Origin of the sequence: Mangrovibacter phragmitis, assembly GCF_040429585.1 — a bacterium.
Classification (GTDB): Bacteria; Pseudomonadota; Gammaproteobacteria; order Enterobacterales; family Enterobacteriaceae; genus Mangrovibacter; species Mangrovibacter phragmitis.
This window is the reverse complement of the sequence record NZ_CP134782.1, coordinates 3,430,212-3,447,096: the sequence shown is the minus strand read 5'-3', so window position 1 is coordinate 3,447,096 and position 16,885 is coordinate 3,430,212. Positions and strand designations below refer to the sequence as shown.

General features: G+C 47.7%; 16 protein-coding genes and 1 tRNA gene. 15 read left to right on the top strand and 2 right to left on the bottom strand.

Annotation, left to right across the window (positions count from 1 at the left end):
* Positions 1-2: 2 nt before the first annotated feature.
* Positions 3-524 carry a flavodoxin FldB gene (gene fldB, locus MPHASIOC01_RS16595; protein WP_064601254.1) on the bottom strand — a complete coding sequence of 174 codons (522 nt, stop codon included), beginning with the start codon at positions 522-524 and terminating at the stop codon, positions 3-5.
* A 98-nt stretch (positions 525-622) separates the two neighbouring features.
* Between fldB and xerD the strand changes: the two genes are divergently transcribed.
* The 12 genes from xerD (at position 623) to MPHASIOC01_RS16535 (ending at position 13,166) form a co-directional block, all read left to right on the top strand.
* Complete coding sequence (xerD, locus tag MPHASIOC01_RS16590; protein WP_064601190.1) at positions 623-1,519, top strand: site-specific tyrosine recombinase XerD; 897 nt, start codon at positions 623-625, stop codon at positions 1,517-1,519.
* Positions 1,520-1,542: 23 nt separating this feature from the next.
* Entirely contained in the window at positions 1,543-2,241 is a 699-nt protein-coding gene (dsbC, locus tag MPHASIOC01_RS16585; RefSeq protein WP_353612943.1) for a bifunctional protein-disulfide isomerase/oxidoreductase DsbC, read from the top strand.
* 27 nt (positions 2,242-2,268) lie between these two features.
* Complete coding sequence (recJ, locus tag MPHASIOC01_RS16580) at positions 2,269-3,999, top strand: single-stranded-DNA-specific exonuclease RecJ (RefSeq protein WP_353612942.1); 1,731 nt, start codon at positions 2,269-2,271, stop codon at positions 3,997-3,999.
* A 160-nt stretch (positions 4,000-4,159) separates the two neighbouring features.
* Positions 4,160-5,258 (top strand): peptide chain release factor 2 gene (prfB, locus tag MPHASIOC01_RS16575; protein ID WP_110024631.1). Its coding sequence is split into 2 segments (ribosomal slippage): positions 4,160-4,234 and positions 4,236-5,258, totalling 1,098 coding nucleotides; the frame shifts between segments, so codons are not numbered across the junction.
* A gap of 9 nt (positions 5,259-5,267) precedes the next feature.
* A complete protein-coding gene (lysS, locus tag MPHASIOC01_RS16570) occupies positions 5,268-6,779 on the top strand; it encodes a lysine--tRNA ligase (protein WP_064601187.1) in 1,512 nt (503 codons plus the stop codon).
* Between the two features lie 107 nt (positions 6,780-6,886).
* Positions 6,887-7,651 (top strand): amidase activator ActS, encoded by a 765-nt coding sequence (actS, locus tag MPHASIOC01_RS16565; protein WP_064601186.1) that lies wholly within the window; start codon positions 6,887-6,889, stop codon positions 7,649-7,651.
* 90 nt (positions 7,652-7,741) lie between these two features.
* Positions 7,742-7,815, top strand: a tRNA-Gly gene (locus MPHASIOC01_RS16560).
* A 134-nt stretch (positions 7,816-7,949) separates the two neighbouring features.
* Positions 7,950-9,584, top strand: a complete 1,635-nt coding sequence (locus MPHASIOC01_RS16555; RefSeq protein WP_081014417.1) for a site-specific integrase — start codon at positions 7,950-7,952, stop codon at positions 9,582-9,584.
* Positions 9,577-10,218, top strand: a complete 642-nt coding sequence (locus MPHASIOC01_RS16550) for a DUF4145 domain-containing protein (RefSeq protein ID WP_021563833.1) — start codon at positions 9,577-9,579, stop codon at positions 10,216-10,218. The genes MPHASIOC01_RS16555 and MPHASIOC01_RS16550 overlap by 8 nt, the downstream gene beginning before the upstream one ends.
* 612 nt (positions 10,219-10,830) lie before the next feature.
* On the top strand, positions 10,831-11,322 hold the full coding sequence (locus tag MPHASIOC01_RS16545) for a hypothetical protein (RefSeq protein ID WP_057064046.1): 492 nt from the start codon (positions 10,831-10,833) through the stop codon (positions 11,320-11,322).
* 184 nt (positions 11,323-11,506) lie between these two features.
* The gene (locus MPHASIOC01_RS16540; RefSeq protein WP_021563831.1) at positions 11,507-11,980 is read left to right on the top strand and encodes a hypothetical protein; all 474 of its coding nucleotides are present in this window, start codon (positions 11,507-11,509) and stop codon (positions 11,978-11,980) included.
* 871 nt (positions 11,981-12,851) lie between these two features.
* Positions 12,852-13,166 carry a hypothetical protein gene (locus tag MPHASIOC01_RS16535; protein WP_064601185.1) on the top strand — a complete coding sequence of 105 codons (315 nt, stop codon included), beginning with the start codon at positions 12,852-12,854 and terminating at the stop codon, positions 13,164-13,166.
* Here MPHASIOC01_RS16535 and MPHASIOC01_RS16530 read toward each other — a convergent pair.
* Positions 13,163-13,969: a DUF4225 domain-containing protein gene (locus MPHASIOC01_RS16530; protein ID WP_064601184.1), complete on the bottom strand. Its 807-nt coding sequence runs from the start codon at positions 13,967-13,969 to the stop codon at positions 13,163-13,165. The genes MPHASIOC01_RS16535 and MPHASIOC01_RS16530 overlap by 4 nt on opposite strands.
* A gap of 80 nt (positions 13,970-14,049) precedes the next feature.
* Here MPHASIOC01_RS16530 and tssD point away from each other — a divergent pair, with 80 nt between their 5' ends.
* From tssD to MPHASIOC01_RS16515, 3 genes are all read left to right on the top strand, one after another.
* Positions 14,050-14,496 (top strand): type VI secretion system tube protein TssD, encoded by a 447-nt coding sequence (gene tssD / locus MPHASIOC01_RS16525; RefSeq protein WP_353612941.1) that lies wholly within the window; start codon positions 14,050-14,052, stop codon positions 14,494-14,496.
* A gap of 193 nt (positions 14,497-14,689) precedes the next feature.
* A complete protein-coding gene (locus tag MPHASIOC01_RS16520) occupies positions 14,690-15,565 on the top strand; it encodes a GyrI-like domain-containing protein (RefSeq protein ID WP_064601182.1) in 876 nt (291 codons plus the stop codon).
* Between the two features lie 310 nt (positions 15,566-15,875).
* Positions 15,876-16,745, top strand: a complete 870-nt coding sequence (locus MPHASIOC01_RS16515; protein ID WP_353612940.1) for an aldo/keto reductase — start codon at positions 15,876-15,878, stop codon at positions 16,743-16,745.
* The last annotated feature ends 140 nt before the right edge of the window (positions 16,746-16,885 follow it).

Below are 16,885 nucleotides of genomic sequence, written 5' to 3'. Positions count from 1 at the left end.
GGTCAGCCAAATGCCTGCGCCATTTCACCAAGAATTTGTTCACACCAGTTTTCGAGGCGTTCATCACTCAGGTCATACTGGCTGGTTTCATCCAGAGCCAGGCCAACAAACAGCTTGCCATCTGCGGTGACGGGTTTCTGGCTGGTAAAGGTGTAGCCTTCAGTTGGCCAGTAACCAATAAAGTGAACACCCAGGGGTTGTAGTTTGTCGTGCAGCATGCCCAGCGCATCAAGGAACCACTCGCTGTAACCTTCCTGGTCACCCATGCCGTACAGTGCAACAATTTTTCCCTTGAGGTTAAGGTCGCCCAGTTTGTCCCATATGGCTTCCCAGTCTTCCTGGATCTCACCGAAATCCCAGGTCGGTATTCCCATAATCAGCACATCATAGCTTTCCATTAATGTGGGAGAGTCGTCTTTCAGATTGTGCAGTTCCACCAGATCCGGGCCAATAATGTCGCGAATTTTTTCCGCAGCCATTTCGGTGTAGCAGGTGCTGGAGCCATAAAAAAGGCCGATTTTCATCATGTTAACCATTCATTTCTTATACCAACATGCATAGTGTACCAGATCCTCTGTTGGTTAAGGCATAATGCGCATATCTGGACAAATACGAGGCGAAAATGGACGACAATCTGGCACTGATTGAGCAGTTCCTCGATACGCTGTGGCTCGAGCGCAACCTGGCGGAAAATACGCTCAGTGCGTACCGGCGCGATTTACACATGGTTGTGGAGTGGCTCCATCACCGGCAACAAACTGTGTTATCCGCAACCGGTGACGATTTACAGGCGTTACTGGCTGAACGGGTTGAAGGCGGCTATAAAGCGACCAGTTCTGCCCGTTTATTGAGCGCGCTGCGGCGTTTTTTCCAGTATTTGTACAACGAAAAACTGCGTACTGATGACCCCAGTGCCAGGCTGGCATCGCCCAGGCTCCCTCAACGTTTACCCAAAGACCTGAGTGAAATCCAGGTTGAGCACTTGCTACAGGCTCCAGTAGTGGATATCCCCCTGGAGTTGCGAGATAAAGCCATGCTGGAGGTGCTTTACGCCACCGGGTTGCGTGTGTCTGAATTGGTGGGCCTGAGTATGAGTGATGTCAGCCTGCGCCAGGGCGTGGTTCGCGTGATTGGTAAAGGCGATAAAGAGCGTCTGGTGCCACTGGGTGAAGAAGCTGTTTACTGGCTGGAACAATATCTGGCATACAGCCGTCCCTGGTTACTCAATGGTGTGGCGTCTGATGTGCTTTTCCCCAGTCAGCGGGCAAGGCAGATGACACGCCAGACTTTCTGGCATCGTATTAAACATTACGCTACGCTGGCGGGCATCGACAGTGAGAAGCTTTCACCTCATGTGTTGCGCCACGCTTTTGCCACGCATTTGTTAAACCATGGTGCAGACTTGCGTGTGGTGCAAATGTTGCTGGGGCATAGCTCACTTTCTACAACGCAAATTTATACACATGTGGCCACGGAACGACTGCGCCAACTTCATCAACAGCACCACCCTCGTGCGTGAGTGCCGAAGCAAAAGGATGTTTTATGAAAAAAGGGTTTGTATTGCTTTCTTTAATGGCAGGGATGTTGCCAGGCCTGGTGCATGCCGATGACGACGCCATCAAAACGTCTTTGGGTAAACTGGGTGTCAGCCAGATGACCATCAAGCCTTCCCCCGTGCCGGGTATGAAAACAGTGCTGACACCGGCAGGCGTGTTGTATGTCACCGAAGATGGTAAACATGTGATTCAGGGGCCTTTGTATGATGTCAGTGGCGCGCGACCGGTTAACGTGACTAACGCGCTGTTAGTCAGCTCACTGGAAGCCCTGAAAGGTGAAATGATTGAATACAAAGCCACCCAGGAAAAACATGTAATTACCGTGTTTACGGATATCACCTGTGGTTATTGCCACAAACTGCATGAGCAGATGAAGGACTATAACAGCCTGGGCATCACCGTGCGTTACCTGGCTTTCCCCCGCCAGGGCATGCAAAGTGAAACGGCGGGTGCCATGAAAAATATCTGGTGTGCCAAAGATCCTAAAAAAGCCTTTGATAACGCAATGGCAGGCACGGAAGCACCAGCAGCGGATTGCAAGGTTGATATCGCGAAACACTACAACCTGGGCCTGCAGTTTGGTATCCAGGGGACACCGGCTGTAGTGCTGCAAAATGGCAGCGTGATCCCTGGTTACCAGGGGCCTGAAGAAATGAAAAATTTCCTGGATCAACATGACAGTTAAAGTTCAGCAAAGCGTGGTCAGTTTCGGGTGAAAAAACAGTTACAACTCCGCCGCCGCATCGTTGATGATCAGGCGGCGCTGCCAGAGTCTCTCCCGCCGTTATTGCGGCGCATTTATGCCAGCCGTGGGGTACGTAGTGAAGAGGATTTAGCGCGCAGTGTCAAAGGGTTGCTTCCCTGGCAGCAACTGAGCGGTATGGAAGGCGCGGTGGCTTTTTTACACCAGGCTTTGGTTAACCAGCAGCATATTGTGGTTGTCGGAGACTTTGATGCCGATGGCGCAACCAGCACCGCATTGAGTGTGCTGGCACTGAAGCAGTTTGGTGCCAATGTGGATTACCTGGTTCCCAACCGTTTTGAGGATGGCTATGGGCTGAGCCCGGAAGTCGTGGTTCAGGCACACCAGCGCGGTGCTCAGGTTATCATGACTGTTGATAACGGTGTATCGTCACATGCCGGTGTGGACAAGGCTCATGAGCTTGGGATCCCGGTGCTGGTTACCGATCACCATCTGCCAGGCGAGACATTGCCCGCCGCAGATGCCATGGTCAATCCCAACTTACACGGCTGCGATTTTCCCTCCAAATCACTGGCAGGTGTAGGGGTTGCGTTCTATTTAATGATGGGGCTTCGTAGCCATTTGCGCGCTGCAGGCTGGTTCACTGAAACGGGCAGAGCAGAACCTAACCTTGCGGAGTTTCTGGATTTGGTCGCATTGGGCACAGTGGCTGATGTGGTGGCGCTGGATACCAATAACCGGATACTGGTTTGGCAGGGGTTAAGCCGTATTCGCGCCGGGCGTTGCCGGCCTGGAATTCGCGCACTGCTCGAAGTGGCTAACCGCGATGCGTCACGCCTGGTGGCAACTGATTTGGGGTTTGCCATTGGCCCGCGGCTGAATGCCGCCGGGCGGCTGGATGATATGTCTGTCGGCGTGGCGTTGCTGATGTGCGATAACCCCGGCGAAGCACGTATGTTAGCCAGTGAGCTGGATGCACTGAACCAGACCCGAAAAGAGATAGAGCAGGGCATGCAGCAGGAAGCACTGGTATTGTGCGACAAACTGGAGCGCAGCAGTGAAACGTTGCCTGCCGGGCTGGCAATGTACCACCCGGAGTGGCATCAGGGGGTGGTGGGTATACTGGCCTCGCGCATGAAAGAGCGTTTTCATCGCCCGGTAATCGCTTTCGCGCCTGCTGGCGACGGCAGCCTGAAAGGTTCAGGGCGCTCTGTTCAGGGCTTTCATATGCGTGATGCGCTGGAGCGCCTTGATACGCGTTTCCCCGGGCTGATGCTGAAGTTTGGCGGGCATGCCATGGCTGCCGGGCTGTCTTTAGAAGAAGCGCAGTTTGAAACATTCCGCGAACGTTTTGCCGCACTGGTGAATGAATGGCTGGATCCTGCCATGCTGCAAGGTGAAATTTGGTCGGATGGCCTGCTTGAACCCCAGGAAATGACGCTGAACGTCGCTGAAATGCTGCGTGATGCTGGCCCCTGGGGGCAGATGTTCCCGGAACCACAGTTTGACGGGCGTTTTCGCTTGCTGCAGCAACGGCTGGTGGGAGAACGCCATTTGAAAGTGATGCTGGAGCCTGTTGGCGGCGGCCCGTTACTGGATGGCATTGCTTTTAATGTGGACACACAATGCTGGCCCGATATGGGCGTAAAAGAAGTCGAACTGGCTTACCGGCTGGATATCAATGAATTTCGCGGTAACCGCAACTTGCAGTTAATTATCGAAAACCTCTGGCCGGTGTAATAACCCAAAATATCCTTGCCAGTTATCCACCAGAACGCCCCAGGTGAAATAACCGCCTGGGGCGTAAATTTTTAAGGTATAAAATGTTCAGTAAATCCGGTAGACTTCCCGGTCTGTAACCGCATATGTCTTCTCTTAATTCAACGTAAGATTCGCAACCATGTTTGAAATTAACCCGGTAAAAAACCGCATCCAGGACCTCACCGAACGCACTGACGTTCTTAGGGGGTATCTTTGACTATGATGCGAAGAAAGAGCGTCTTGAAGAAGTAAACGCCGAGCTGGAACAGCCCGATGTGTGGAACGAACCTGAACGCGCGCAGGCGCTGGGGAAAGAACGTTCTTCACTGGAAGCCATCGTTGGCACGCTGGACCAAATGCAGCAAGGCCTGGATGATGTCAATGGCCTGTTAGAGCTGGCGGTGGAAGCTGACGACGAAGAAACGTTTAATGAAACGATCGTCGAGCTGGATCAACTGGACGCGAAACTGGGTCAGCTTGAGTTCCGTCGTATGTTCTCTGGTGAATACGACAGCGCAGATTGCTATATCGATATTCAGGCCGGTTCTGGTGGCACTGAAGCGCAGGACTGGGCAAGTATGCTGCTGCGTATGTATCTGCGTTGGGCGGAAGACAAAGGTTTCAAAACTGAAATTATTGAAGAGTCTGAAGGTGAAGTCGCTGGCCTGAAATCTGCCACAGTGAAAGTGATGGGGGATTATGCCTATGGCTGGTTGCGCACTGAAACCGGCGTTCACCGCCTGGTGCGTAAGAGCCCGTTCGACTCAGGTGGCCGTCGCCATACGTCATTCAGCTCCGCGTTTGTGTACCCGGAAGTCGATGACGACATTGATATTGAAATTAACCCGGCTGATTTACGTATTGACGTATATCGTGCATCCGGAGCAGGTGGCCAGCACGTAAACCGAACAGAATCTGCGGTTCGTATTACGCACGTTCCAACCGGGCTGGTTACTCAGTGCCAGAATGACCGTTCTCAGCATAAGAACAAAGATCAGGCAATGAAGCAGTTGAAAGCGAAGCTGTACGAGCTGGAAATGCAGAAGAAAAATGCTGAGAAACAGGCAGTGGAAGAAACCAAGTCTGATATTGGTTGGGGCAGCCAGATTCGTTCTTATGTACTGGATGATTCCCGTATCAAAGATTTGCGCACAGGTGTGGAAACACGTAACACGCAAGCGGTACTGGACGGCAGTCTGGATAAATTCATCGAAGCAAGTTTGAAAGCAGGGTTATGAGGAACCAACATGTCTGAACAACAATCACAGGGCACTGAAGTCGATCTTAATAATGAAATGAAAAACCGCCGTGAAAAGCTGTCTGCACTGCGTAAGCAGGGCGTGGCTTTCCCGAACGACTTCCGACGTGATAACACTGCTGACAAACTGCACGCTGAATTTGATAGCAAAGAAAATGAAGAACTGGAAGCGCTGGGTATTGAAGTTAGCGTAGCCGGGCGCATGATGACTCGCCGTATCATGGGGAAAGCCTCTTTCGTTACGTTGCAGGATATGGGCGGTCGTATTCAGCTGTATGTTTCCCGTGATGATTTACCGGAAGGTATCTATAACGAACAGTTTAAGAAATGGGACCTGGGCGATATCCTCGGCGCTCGCGGTAAACTGTTCAAAACCAAAACCGGTGAACTGACCATTCATTGCACCGAGATGCGCCTGCTGACCAAGGCACTGCGTCCGTTGCCAGACAAATTCCACGGCCTTTCTGACCAGGAAATGCGTTATCGCCAGCGTTATCTGGACCTGATCGCCAACGAAGAGTCCCGCCATACTTTCCAGGTGCGTTCTCGTATTCTGGCGGGTATCCGTAAATTCATGGTAGGCCGTGGGTTTATGGAAGTGGAAACGCCGATGATGCAGGTGATTCCGGGTGGAGCTTCTGCGCGCCCGTTCGTGACACACCACAATGCGCTGGATATCGATATGTATCTGCGTATTGCGCCTGAGCTGTACCTGAAACGTTTGGTGGTGGGCGGTTTTGAGCGGGTGTTCGAAATCAACCGTAACTTCCGTAACGAAGGTATTTCTGTGCGCCATAACCCTGAGTTCACCATGATGGAACTCTATATGGCGTATGCGGACTATAACGACCTGATTGAACTGACCGAATCCCTGTTCCGGACAATGGCGCAGGAAGTTCTGGGCCAGACTCAGGTGCCTTATGGTGATGAGACCTTTGACTTCGGCAAACCTTTTGAAAAACTCACCATGCGTGAAGCTATCAAAAAATATCGCCCGGAAACGGATATGGCAGATCTGGACGACATGGCGAAAGCCGTGGCAATCGCTGAGTCTGTTGGTGTTAAAGTTGAGAAAAGCTGGGGCCTGGGCCGTGTTGTTACCGAGATCTTCGAAGAAGTGGCGGAAAGCCATTTGATCCAGCCGACATTTATTACCGAATACCCGGCAGAAGTGTCTCCACTGGCGCGTCGTAACGATCAAAACCCGGAAATTACCGACCGTTTTGAATTCTTTATCGGTGGCCGTGAAATTGGTAATGGCTTCTCCGAGTTGAATGACGCTGAAGATCAGGCTGATCGTTTTGCCCAGCAGGTTGCCGCAAAAGACGCCGGTGATGACGAAGCCATGTTCTACGATGAAGACTATGTCACTGCACTGGAACATGGTCTGCCACCAACTGCAGGCCTGGGTATTGGGATTGACCGTATGGTTATGCTGTTCACCAACAGCCATACCATTCGTGATGTTATCCTGTTCCCGGCTATGCGCCCGGTGAAATAATCCGCTAACGCTCCCCATTGGGGGAGCGTTTTCTCGCTATCGTTCGGTCTGGCTACCGTCTTGCTATTAACACCGGAAGCTATCTGAATAGATCCAGAGGAGAGTGCGTGAGTTCGGGAATCACTTTTTCACACTGGCTCAGACCAATTATCTGTCTGTTTTTAGCCCTGTCTCTGGCTGCCTGTTCCGGGAGTGCGTCCCGCAACAATACGCCAATTTCTGGTTCAACTTACACAGTTCAGCGTGGTGATACGCTGTATCGTATCGCATTGCGTTCTGGTAGCTCAGTGGGCACGCTGGCACGTCTTAATGGCATTTCACCGCCTTATACCATTCAGGTTGGGCAACGTTTGCGGTTGAACGGTTCTTCGACCAGTAAAACAGTTACGCCGAAGGCATCAACCAGCGCTACAACAACTGCACGTAACAGCAGCATGTCGCAGCCTGAAAAACTGGCTCCTGCCAGCTGGCCTGCTCCCGGCAGTAAATGCTGGCGCTGGCCGACACAAGGAAAAGTGATTGATGGCTGGTCCAGTAAAGATGGCGGCAATAAAGGCATTGATATCGCCGGTACGCGCGGGCAGCCCGTGTATGCCGCTGCCGCCGGGCGTGTGGTTTATGCTGGCGACCAGTTGCGTGGTTATGGCAACCTGATTTTAATTAAGCATGATGAAAACTACATTACTGCTTATGGTCATAATCAGAGCATGCTGGTTACCAATGGGCAGCAGGTGAAGGCCGGTCAGAAAATAGCCACCATGGGCAGCACAGGTACCAACACAGTCAAACTGCATTTCCAGATTCGCTACAAAGCAACAGCACTGGACCCACTGCGTTATTTACCGGCTCAGGGGAAATCACCGTCCTGCTAAGCAGGGCGGTTGCTTAAAATGACAGCACTCAGTTGGTGCGGCTCTTGTTAATCAATTCCAAATGTCTATAATGCGTTACGCACTTCCGATGCGGGTGTAGTTCAATGGTAGAACGAGAGCTTCCCAAGCTCTATACGAGGGTTCGATTCCCTTCGCCCGCTCCAGAACCTTTCTTAGAGTATCTCAACTTACTGAATCCTAAGGGATATGGCTTAAGGCCTTCCGGTAGTTTTACTCACTGTAACCAACACTGTAACTAACTTTGTTGAAATAGTGAGCTGACTTAAGATCTCAGTACATGCTCAACCCAAAAACCTATCTTTATCAGCGCAATGGCGTCTTTTATATCCGCCTCAGGATGAAGTCCACCGATCGCCTGATCGTTTCACATCCTTCTCATAGCCGTTATAAAATAGCGTCAGTATCACTACGGACTAAGGATAGACGCACCGCTATGGCTTACTCACGGCATATCAAGGCAGCACTTAGGGCAATCCATGCAGACAGACCCAACGCCTCCTATGAGGACATGAGGGAATACCTGAGGGACATCGCAGAGTGGGAGTTGTCTACAGGCCGTTCAGATCTCTTCGCGCCAGATATGAGAGATCTATACCGTGACCAGTATGGGGAAGTGGGAGAAAATCTTGTCCATGCTCTGGCAAGCGAGCCACTGACAATTGACCAGCATCGCTACATCAATGAGGCTCTTAATGTTCTCAAGGCTTGCATGAAGCGCATCGAAGCGGGAGATAGTCAGCCACTTATAGATTATATAGATGGATTTGATGATGATTATGGAGCTAATGACCAAGCCTCAGCGTCCCTATCTGTTAGTGCTCCTCAAAAGCCTAGCATTCCCGAAGATAAACCCAGCGTAACCGTAGCTTCCCTCTTTGAGCAGTACGAGCAGGAAAACGCCCAAAACTGGAAGCCAGCAACTTTACAAGAAAACAAAGCATCCCATGCTGCGTTAATTGAAATTTTTGACTATCTGGGACTCAATGTTGATGCCAATGCGATAAAACGGGCTGATATGCTCAGGGTCCGTGATGTCCTCCTGCAGTTGCCGAAGAACCGTAAGCAGCGTTTCAAGAATGTCCCATTGGTTGACCTGCTGGACCGTGAGGATAAAACCGATTGTATGGATGTTGTTACCATCAATAATAAATATCTCATTAAGATGGCGGCTGTCTTCAAGTGGGCTGTACGTAATGATCTGATCAAAAAGAATATGGCTGAGGGGCTGGAACTTAAGGTTCCCCAGCGTAAAGCCTCTGAGGCCCGTAATGCTTTTAGTCCAGAGCAGGTAGGGCAACTACTAGCCGCCGCGAAGGCATACTCACAGAAGACCTCAGGTAAACCGTATCATTATTATGTTACTGCGTTAGCCGCTATCACTGGGGCGAGACTCAATGAAGTAGCTCAACTACAGGTCAAAGACGTCAGGGCCACTGAGGCGAGGACCGTTTATATTCATATTAATGAAGACGACAGTAGCTTACCCGGTAAGAGCATCAAGAACGCTCACAGTGATCGCTGTGTGCCTTTGGTTGATGGGGCTTATGGTTTTGTATTGGCTGACTTCATGACGCTTGTTGAGGCTCGTAGAGGCACTGATGGCGATGACGCTATGGTTTTTGATGGTCTTCGTCTCATGAAGAACGGCTACGGTGAGCAGGTGAGTAAATGGTTCAACCGTACGTTGTTACCTAAGGTTCTTGCTGACCGAGACGGGCTGGCTTTCCATTCGTTCAGACATACAGTTGCGACTCAGTTAAAACAACATGGTGTCGAGTTGGCGTATGCTCAGGCGATTATGGGCCATAGCTCAGGCTCTATTACTTATGACCGTTACGCTAAAGAGGTTGAGGTGGATAGATTGGTTATTGTGATGACTGATATTTATAAGGAGAGTAGAGTAAATGGCTGAGTATTACCCTGCGGAATACGGAAAAGAAAACTTTAACTGTCCCCGATGTGGTGTCTATGCACAACAACACTGGAAGCAGCTTCTTTTTAGACCGATGGATGGTTATTCCAATACAGAAGCTGCTCCTATGCATATGGCGATTTGCGAACATTGCGATGGTTTAAGTTTCTGGTTTTCAGAACAAATGATCGTTCCTGCGTCTTCTAATATTGAAATGCCAAACCCGGACATGCCAGAAGACTGCAAGTCTGACTACATGGAAGCACGCAGTATCGTCAATCTATCACCTAAAGGGGCTGCGGCACTCCTTCGTCTATGCCTCCAGAAACTGATGGTTCATTTAGGAGAGCCGGGGAACAATATTAACGCTGACATTAAGTCTCTAGTTGAGAAAGGTTTACCTCCTCGCATCCAGCAAGCAGCCGACATCTGTCGCATTGTTGGCAATCAGGCTGTACACCCCGGAGAGATTAGCCTTGAGGATGACCCACAGTTAACGCATAGTCTCTTTAAGCTGTTGAACATCATTGTCGATGACCGAATTACGAGGCCAAAAGAAATCGAGGCGATGTTCCAGAGTATGCCTGAAGGCCCACGGCAGGGAATCGAAAAGCGCGACAAAAAGACAGCTTAGTAATTAATACGACTCACTATAGGGAAAGGGCCTCTGAGTAATCCACAAAGGGTGTGAACTCATGCCCTTAGTATCGATTATTACTTACATGTCTATCTAGAAGTCAATGTCGTTAATACGACTCACTAAAGGGAGAGACGACAAAAAGTTTTCCCTCAATGATAACTAACCGTAACTTATTGCATCCTTTCAGGGGCGGGATGACCAATTACAGACACCAAGCGTTCTACTTAAAGTAAATGCTTCCTGCGTGCTCTGGGTCAGTCGATAAGTGAATAGCCTATGATAAATTATATTTATTTATGGTCTCTAGCATACAGGGGCTAAACTTAAAGTATTACTTAAGGACCTCTGAGATACTTATAGTTTTAAATGATTATTATAAATAAAAGATAATTACTTAAAATAATATTAGAGATATCCATTAATTAATCTTGTCATCATTAACTCTTGTAATAGCCACTGGTGTCATCGCAAGATACCATTTTTATTAATCGCAAAGACATTCTAAGTGTGCATCCTTCGTCCTGCTGGTCTCCCATCGCTTTGGGACTTTTAGTATGTCAGTGGAGTGCAGCTTAGGATACATATTTAAAAAGGAGGGTTATTATCATGAATAATAAATTATCCAGTAATCAAATCGCTTATCTAAACCGCGCTATGACAAATGGGAAGGGTCTTATTGAAATAGGTGAGCTAGCTCGTGGTCTTGGTAAACAGAAAGGTAACGTTATTCGTAAACTGGAATCCAACTTCCCACCTGAACAGCTTTTCAAAATGAAAAACCGTTCGGTTATCCCAAATGGGGGCAATGGTGCTACACGTGAGGTCGAAACCTACATGCTCGACTATAAGACAGCCGGAGCACTAGCGATGAGCTATGATCTCCGGTTAGGTATTGAGGTCCTAACCATACTTGAGGACTCTCTAAAGACCATCCAAGAGATGACCTTAGCCGCAGCCAATGATGACACCTCAGGTGTACGCAAAGCGGCTGTAAGTTTCCGTGAGCGTCACAGGGAGCGACTGGAGTTCCGCCCGGGCGCTTCAGAGAATGAGGACCGTAGCGTTGCACTCAGGCGTTTGGGCAGAAAGGGACTGTAAGCAATAATTATTGAGTTAGAAACGCCCAAAGATAACCTGAAGGCCGTATGGTGTTACGCTCTTGCTTGATTGGCTTAATATACTAAGCGATCAATCTTAAATAATCGATTGAGACAAACAATCAATTAAGTGGCTTTAATCGGATATCATATTGACACTTGTCTGACATCCTGAAGGTATCAATATGTTTGGGCTTTTTAAGAAAAAGGCAAAAGCGGAAAGGCGTTATGATGTAACACGCATTCAATACGAACTGGTTGTAATGTCATCTAGGCTGATAAAAAAACAGACCGATATGTTCAAAGTAATAAAAGAGGAGCGAGAGGAGGCTGTAGGTGACCCTTTATTATCAGCAGGATATATCACACCATGGGTCATTGGATATTGCACTGGTCTCTTGGATGCAGTGACTCAGACTGAGGCTAACAGGATGGCATTTACATCCGAAATGCTCGGGCTTCTATTTGCAGCAGTTTTCGGTGATGATAAGTCTCTGGAGGCCATGGGAACTTATATAGCCTGTAACGAAGCCTCCTCACCAGACCATGAATTTCATGTTACGTATGAGCTTTATATGTCTGGTTTAGCGAAAGCATTTAATGAGGTATGTGAGGATAAACCTGTAATAGGACTTCTGAACTATTTAATGCAGGATTGAAAATTTCCCAAAAAAATCTCAGCGCCTATATAACAGTAATAGCCCTGCAACATTCCCCCGTATACCTCCAGAAGTTATCCTGAAACTGATGGAGGTATCTTGTCATGTATTTGAATCACCAAGTATGTTTGTTCTATTCCTCTTTCGGGAATATTGCAGCTCTACAGCCTTGACCAGAGATCACTCGATGTGTAACCATAACTGTAACCACAAGGATTCATCATCCTTTAAGAAACAAATGGTTAGCGGTTGGCTGTCTTCGATACTTCGATTCCCTTCACCCGCTCCATCCTTTTCAAAGCCTTTAAATATTTTTAACTCAACTAGTTAACTTTAAAGTGATGTGAGTAAAGTACTGCTATTTACCCTAAAAGTTGCTGCAATTTGTTGAACGGTGAACAGGGAGTTTAGCAAAGTGCTGGTGGTCGTTTCACTGTTCATAGCATGGTGCATTTTGCCTGATGCTCCCTTATGCCACACATTGAGTTAATGTTGCAGGGAAAAAAAGTGTTTGGTGAATTAGTACCTGCACACAAAATGCAGGTTCTGCCAGCGGTTCGGCCTCACTCCTTCGGGCACATGGTCATCCTGATAAGCCTCACTAATTGACATAACCTTGATTAAGTCGCCTAACGACTCCGCGCGTTATCTTACCATCAATGGGCTTATTGGTTGCTATTGCCTGAAATCTGATCATCATGTGAACGTTAACCTTAATGGTCGCAACGCCTTGGCACCACCCAGATGATAAGAAAGGGGAGATAGAGTCTGCCGAAAAGTTTCGGCTGGATTGCTATAAAGTTCATCCGTATGATTGCTTGCACAATCAGTGATTGGGGAACATCTTTTGAGAGATAAAGGACGATACAATATGAAAGTTACTGATGAAGCTTTGTTACGTTCTGGCTTTACATCGTCGGATTTACAGAAGATAAAAAACAACGTTGAAAGTTACGGTGGAACCTTGGGGGAAGCGATTCAGGATCTGGCTAATCGATTCAGGATTGTTTTATGGATAACATCAGTATGTCTGATGGTTTTTATCATTTTAGTGTTGTTTTCTGCGAAAGAAACCGTCGTGGGTGGTGGCATATCAATTCTGATCGCAATACTCATTGTTGCATTTATCCAGCCGCCAGTGCTTTCTTACAAGTCCTGGCGGTTCTGGAGAAAATTCAGAGACTAATGGTTCGATGTGTCAGAAGAAAGCAGGTCAAATATTACTTTGGCCTTAAGTCCATAACCTACTATTTTCATCGTTAATTTCGGGCGGCTCATCGTATCGACCTTGCGATAGAAATCACGGGGCATCCATTTAAATAGCCTCCATGCTTCGGGTCTTCTGGCTAATCCAAAGATGCTATATACACTTGCAGTCAACGTAATGGCGTTATAAATCGCAAGTCCTGTTTCAGGCTTGAAACCCATAAATTGGGCTGCTTCCATAGTGCCATCAGCCACAAATCCCTCTGTTTTATATTGTTTTCCATATATACCTGGAATGATTTCTTTTGACAGACCGTTAATGCCATCTGTTACAAGGATAGCCCCTGCCAGCATACCTAAAGGTGTCATCGTAGAGACCATTAACGCACCGCCAGCAATTGCTATTCCAGAGACCACAATGTGAATAGCTGAAATCATGTACCCGACGATTTTATTATTTTCCTTAACAAACTCGACCTTCGCGTAAAGCTGTGCGGACTTGGTTCTTAACAGGCGCTCTTGTTCAAGCAGGCTGTCTGTTTCAGCACGCAAATTTTTGATACATACAATGCATTCTTCATCGGTTTTAGCTCGTCGTGCTGTTTCAAATTCTTTTTCTACAACCTGTTTTATCTCTTCGACAAACTTGATACGTGTAAGAACATCTTGCAAATAGAATGCTGACAGCCGGTTTGCTGTTTCGACGAGTTTTCTGGCTTCCAGATTCACCATTGTATCTGACCATGTTCTGTTCCAGCCCCTGTTGAGCAGCGCGATATCTATAAAGACTCCTTCCCCAAATGTGTCTGGTCATTTTACGGTAATATGTTCACGGACGTGATGGAAGCATAGAACTACGCAGTTTGCAGCATGGCGTAGTTATCCCTGCCGATCCCCTCACGGGTAAAGCTACTGGTTCCCGTCAGGACTGCTCTTTTAACTTCACCAAAGAAATTGACAGTTCATCGCCGTATTTGTTCAAAGCCGTTGCAACAGTCCAGGCACTTAAAAGTGCTGAATTTCAGTTCTACAGAATAAACTACAGTGGACAAGAAGAAATCTACTACACCATCACGTTAGAAAATGTGAAAGTGGTTAGCCATAACCCTGTTATGCACGATACCCGCAACGTAACAGGTACAGGGCACATGGAAGATGTTTCCTTGAGTTATGAGAAAATCATCCATTTTATAAAGATGGGCACATTCTTAACTCTGATGCGTGGAACGAGAAGAAGCAAGTCTGATAGCATAGAGAAGGCAGAGCATTGCGCCCCTTTTCTCGTTTATGGGAAAACGATTTCAGGATAATCCACCAATTCCACATTCCGGCTTTAGTCTTGAAAGTTACTTTAAAATCTCCGCTATCAATTACCAATGTTGAGGTATTTCAGCGCTCTGGTGTGTTTATTATTCCTCAATGTTTCTTTTGAACGTTACTTGGGCAAGATCGGTCAGGCAAACTGAACCGCCTTCGAGCATATTAAGCAGCACGGAGGAAGTCATGTGTGATAATAAAACTGATAGTTACGCCAGACGATTTAAACAGGTCTTTGATTATATTGACTGTCATCTTGATGACACATTATTACTGGAAAAACTTAGTGAAGTGGCTCACTTCTCGCCATTTCACTTCCATCGTCAATTTTGTAGTTATTGTGGGATGCCACCTGGTCGTTACATCCAGATGATGCGTTTAAAGCGTGCTTCTTATCGGCTGGCTTTTAATCCGTTAGAGAAAATTACTGATATCGCGTTCGATGCCGGTTTCCAGCATTCTGAATCATTTAGCCGTGCTTTCAGACAAATGTTTGGTTTGTCACCGACGCAATTCCGTCAACAGCCTCCTTGGGTAGATTGGCATAAGCGCATATCCGAACCTTACAAAGCCAGGAGACAAACAATGCAAGGCCAGGTCAGGATCATCAATTTCCCTGCGACAGCAGTCGCAATGCTAACTCATTATGGACGACCGGAGCTAATAAATGAAACTGCAGCTCGTTTTATTGAATGGCGAAAAAGCAGCGGGTATTCGCCTGTTGCCATCAGCCAGACATACGGTATTGCACCTCATGACCCAACCTTAACAGCGCCGGACAAATTTGAGTTCCATATTTGCGGAACAGTCACGTCACCGATAGTGGAAGATAATCGCTTCGGGGTCATAAATAGTGGCATTCCGGCTGGTCGATGTGCGGTATTGCGTCATCAGGGATCGCATGATGCATTAACCGGGTTGGCAAAGAGTCTGTACCGTGACTGGTTGCCTGAGAGTGGAGAGGAACTGCGTGATTTCCCGCTTTTCTTTCATTACCACAACTTTGTGCATGAGGTAGCGGAACATGAATTACTCACGGATATCTATTTGCCATTGAAATGAACTGCTTCATGGCAATTTCGTCGTCGCCGCACTCCAGTGCGGAACGCGCCGGGGGGCCACCTGGCGCGTTTTTTGTCAACAGAAAGACTGGGCAGTGACAGATGTGCGACAAATAGCTCGTAATCACACTCAATAGCGCTCACTTTCTACCAGTAGTTCGGGAGACAATCGGCAAGTTTTTCTCTTCCTCCACAAACAGCGAGTGTCTGATTAATGAGTTCTGCTCACAAGTCATATCTTATTTTGCATATTAATTACATGGATACTTTTATTCTAGAATAATGCTTTGAGATGGCAGAGGAGCTCAACCGTGGAATACTCAGTATTAAGCAACAACCTTAAAATGCCGATGGCAGGTTTTGGTGTGTTTAAGGTAACCGATAAAGAAGAATGTAAACAGTCCGTGTTGAGTGCTGTTCGGGCAGGTTATCGTCTTATTGATACCGCAGCCGTTTACGGCAATGAAGATGCTGTTGGTGATGCTGTTCGTGAAGCTATCGCAGAAGGTCTGTGTACCCGTGAGGAGTTATTCATTACTTCTAAACTGTGGGTACAGGATATGGCCAACTACGATATGGCGAAAGCCGGTATCGGGGCGTCGTTAAAAAAATCGGGTCTGGAATATTTCGATCTTTACTTATTGCATCAGGCCATGGGGGATTATTTCAGCGCGTGGCGCGCACTGGAAGAGGCATATGAAGCAGGAAAACTGAAAGCGATTGGCGTGTCCAATTTCTATGCCCATGTATTAGCCAACTTCTGCGAAACAGTCAGAATCAAACCCATGGTGAATCAGGTTGAATTGCATCCTTACTTTGCACAACCGGATGCACTTGAAACCATGAAGTATTACAACGTTCAGCCTGAGGCCTGGGCTCCATTAGCGGGTGGGCGGCATAATCCTTATGAAAATGAAATGCTGCAAAGCATTGCCAGAGCCCATAACAAAACCGTTGCTCAGATTATTCTGCGCTGGAATTTGCAACGTGGTGTGACGGTTATCCCTAAATCCACACGCCTGGAACGTATTGAAGAGAACTTTGCTGTCTGGGATTTCTTACTGACGGATGGCGAAATGGCCCAAATCAGTTCACTGGATGAAGGCTACGTTGGTGAAGCGGTAAAACACTTTAATCCTGAATTTGTTCGTGGCTGCCTTGGTGTGAAAATCCACGACTGACAGCCGTATTCGTTAATATCCGGGCCATTTTCCAGAACAAGACGTGGTGCGGGTATTACGTTGATCTCAGACCCAGTTTTGTTGCTGTATTACCTGTGGGGCAAATACACTCGCCTGCCGGCTTTTTACTTTATACCTTT

Bases quoted from the DNA above. Each gene is read 5' to 3' on its own strand.
- MPHASIOC01_RS16540 (WP_021563831.1), top strand. From the start codon at position 11,507: ATGTTTGGGCTTTTTAAGAAAAAGGCAAAAGCGGAAAGGCGTTATGAT.
- dsbC (WP_353612943.1), top strand. From the start codon at position 1,543: ATGAAAAAAGGGTTTGTATTGCTTTCTTTAATGGCAGGGATGTTGCCA.
- MPHASIOC01_RS16520 (WP_064601182.1), top strand. From the start codon at position 14,690: ATGTGTGATAATAAAACTGATAGTTACGCCAGACGATTTAAACAGGTC.
- xerD (WP_064601190.1), top strand. From the start codon at position 623: ATGGACGACAATCTGGCACTGATTGAGCAGTTCCTCGATACGCTGTGG.
- MPHASIOC01_RS16550 (WP_021563833.1), top strand. From the start codon at position 9,577: ATGGCTGAGTATTACCCTGCGGAATACGGAAAAGAAAACTTTAACTGT.
- lysS (WP_064601187.1), top strand. From the start codon at position 5,268: ATGTCTGAACAACAATCACAGGGCACTGAAGTCGATCTTAATAATGAA.
- fldB (WP_064601254.1), bottom strand. From the start codon at position 524: ATGAAAATCGGCCTTTTTTATGGCTCCAGCACCTGCTACACCGAAATG.
- MPHASIOC01_RS16535 (WP_064601185.1), top strand. From the start codon at position 12,852: ATGAAAGTTACTGATGAAGCTTTGTTACGTTCTGGCTTTACATCGTCG.
- MPHASIOC01_RS16555 (WP_081014417.1), top strand. From the start codon at position 7,950: ATGCTCAACCCAAAAACCTATCTTTATCAGCGCAATGGCGTCTTTTAT.
- MPHASIOC01_RS16545 (WP_057064046.1), top strand. From the start codon at position 10,831: ATGAATAATAAATTATCCAGTAATCAAATCGCTTATCTAAACCGCGCT.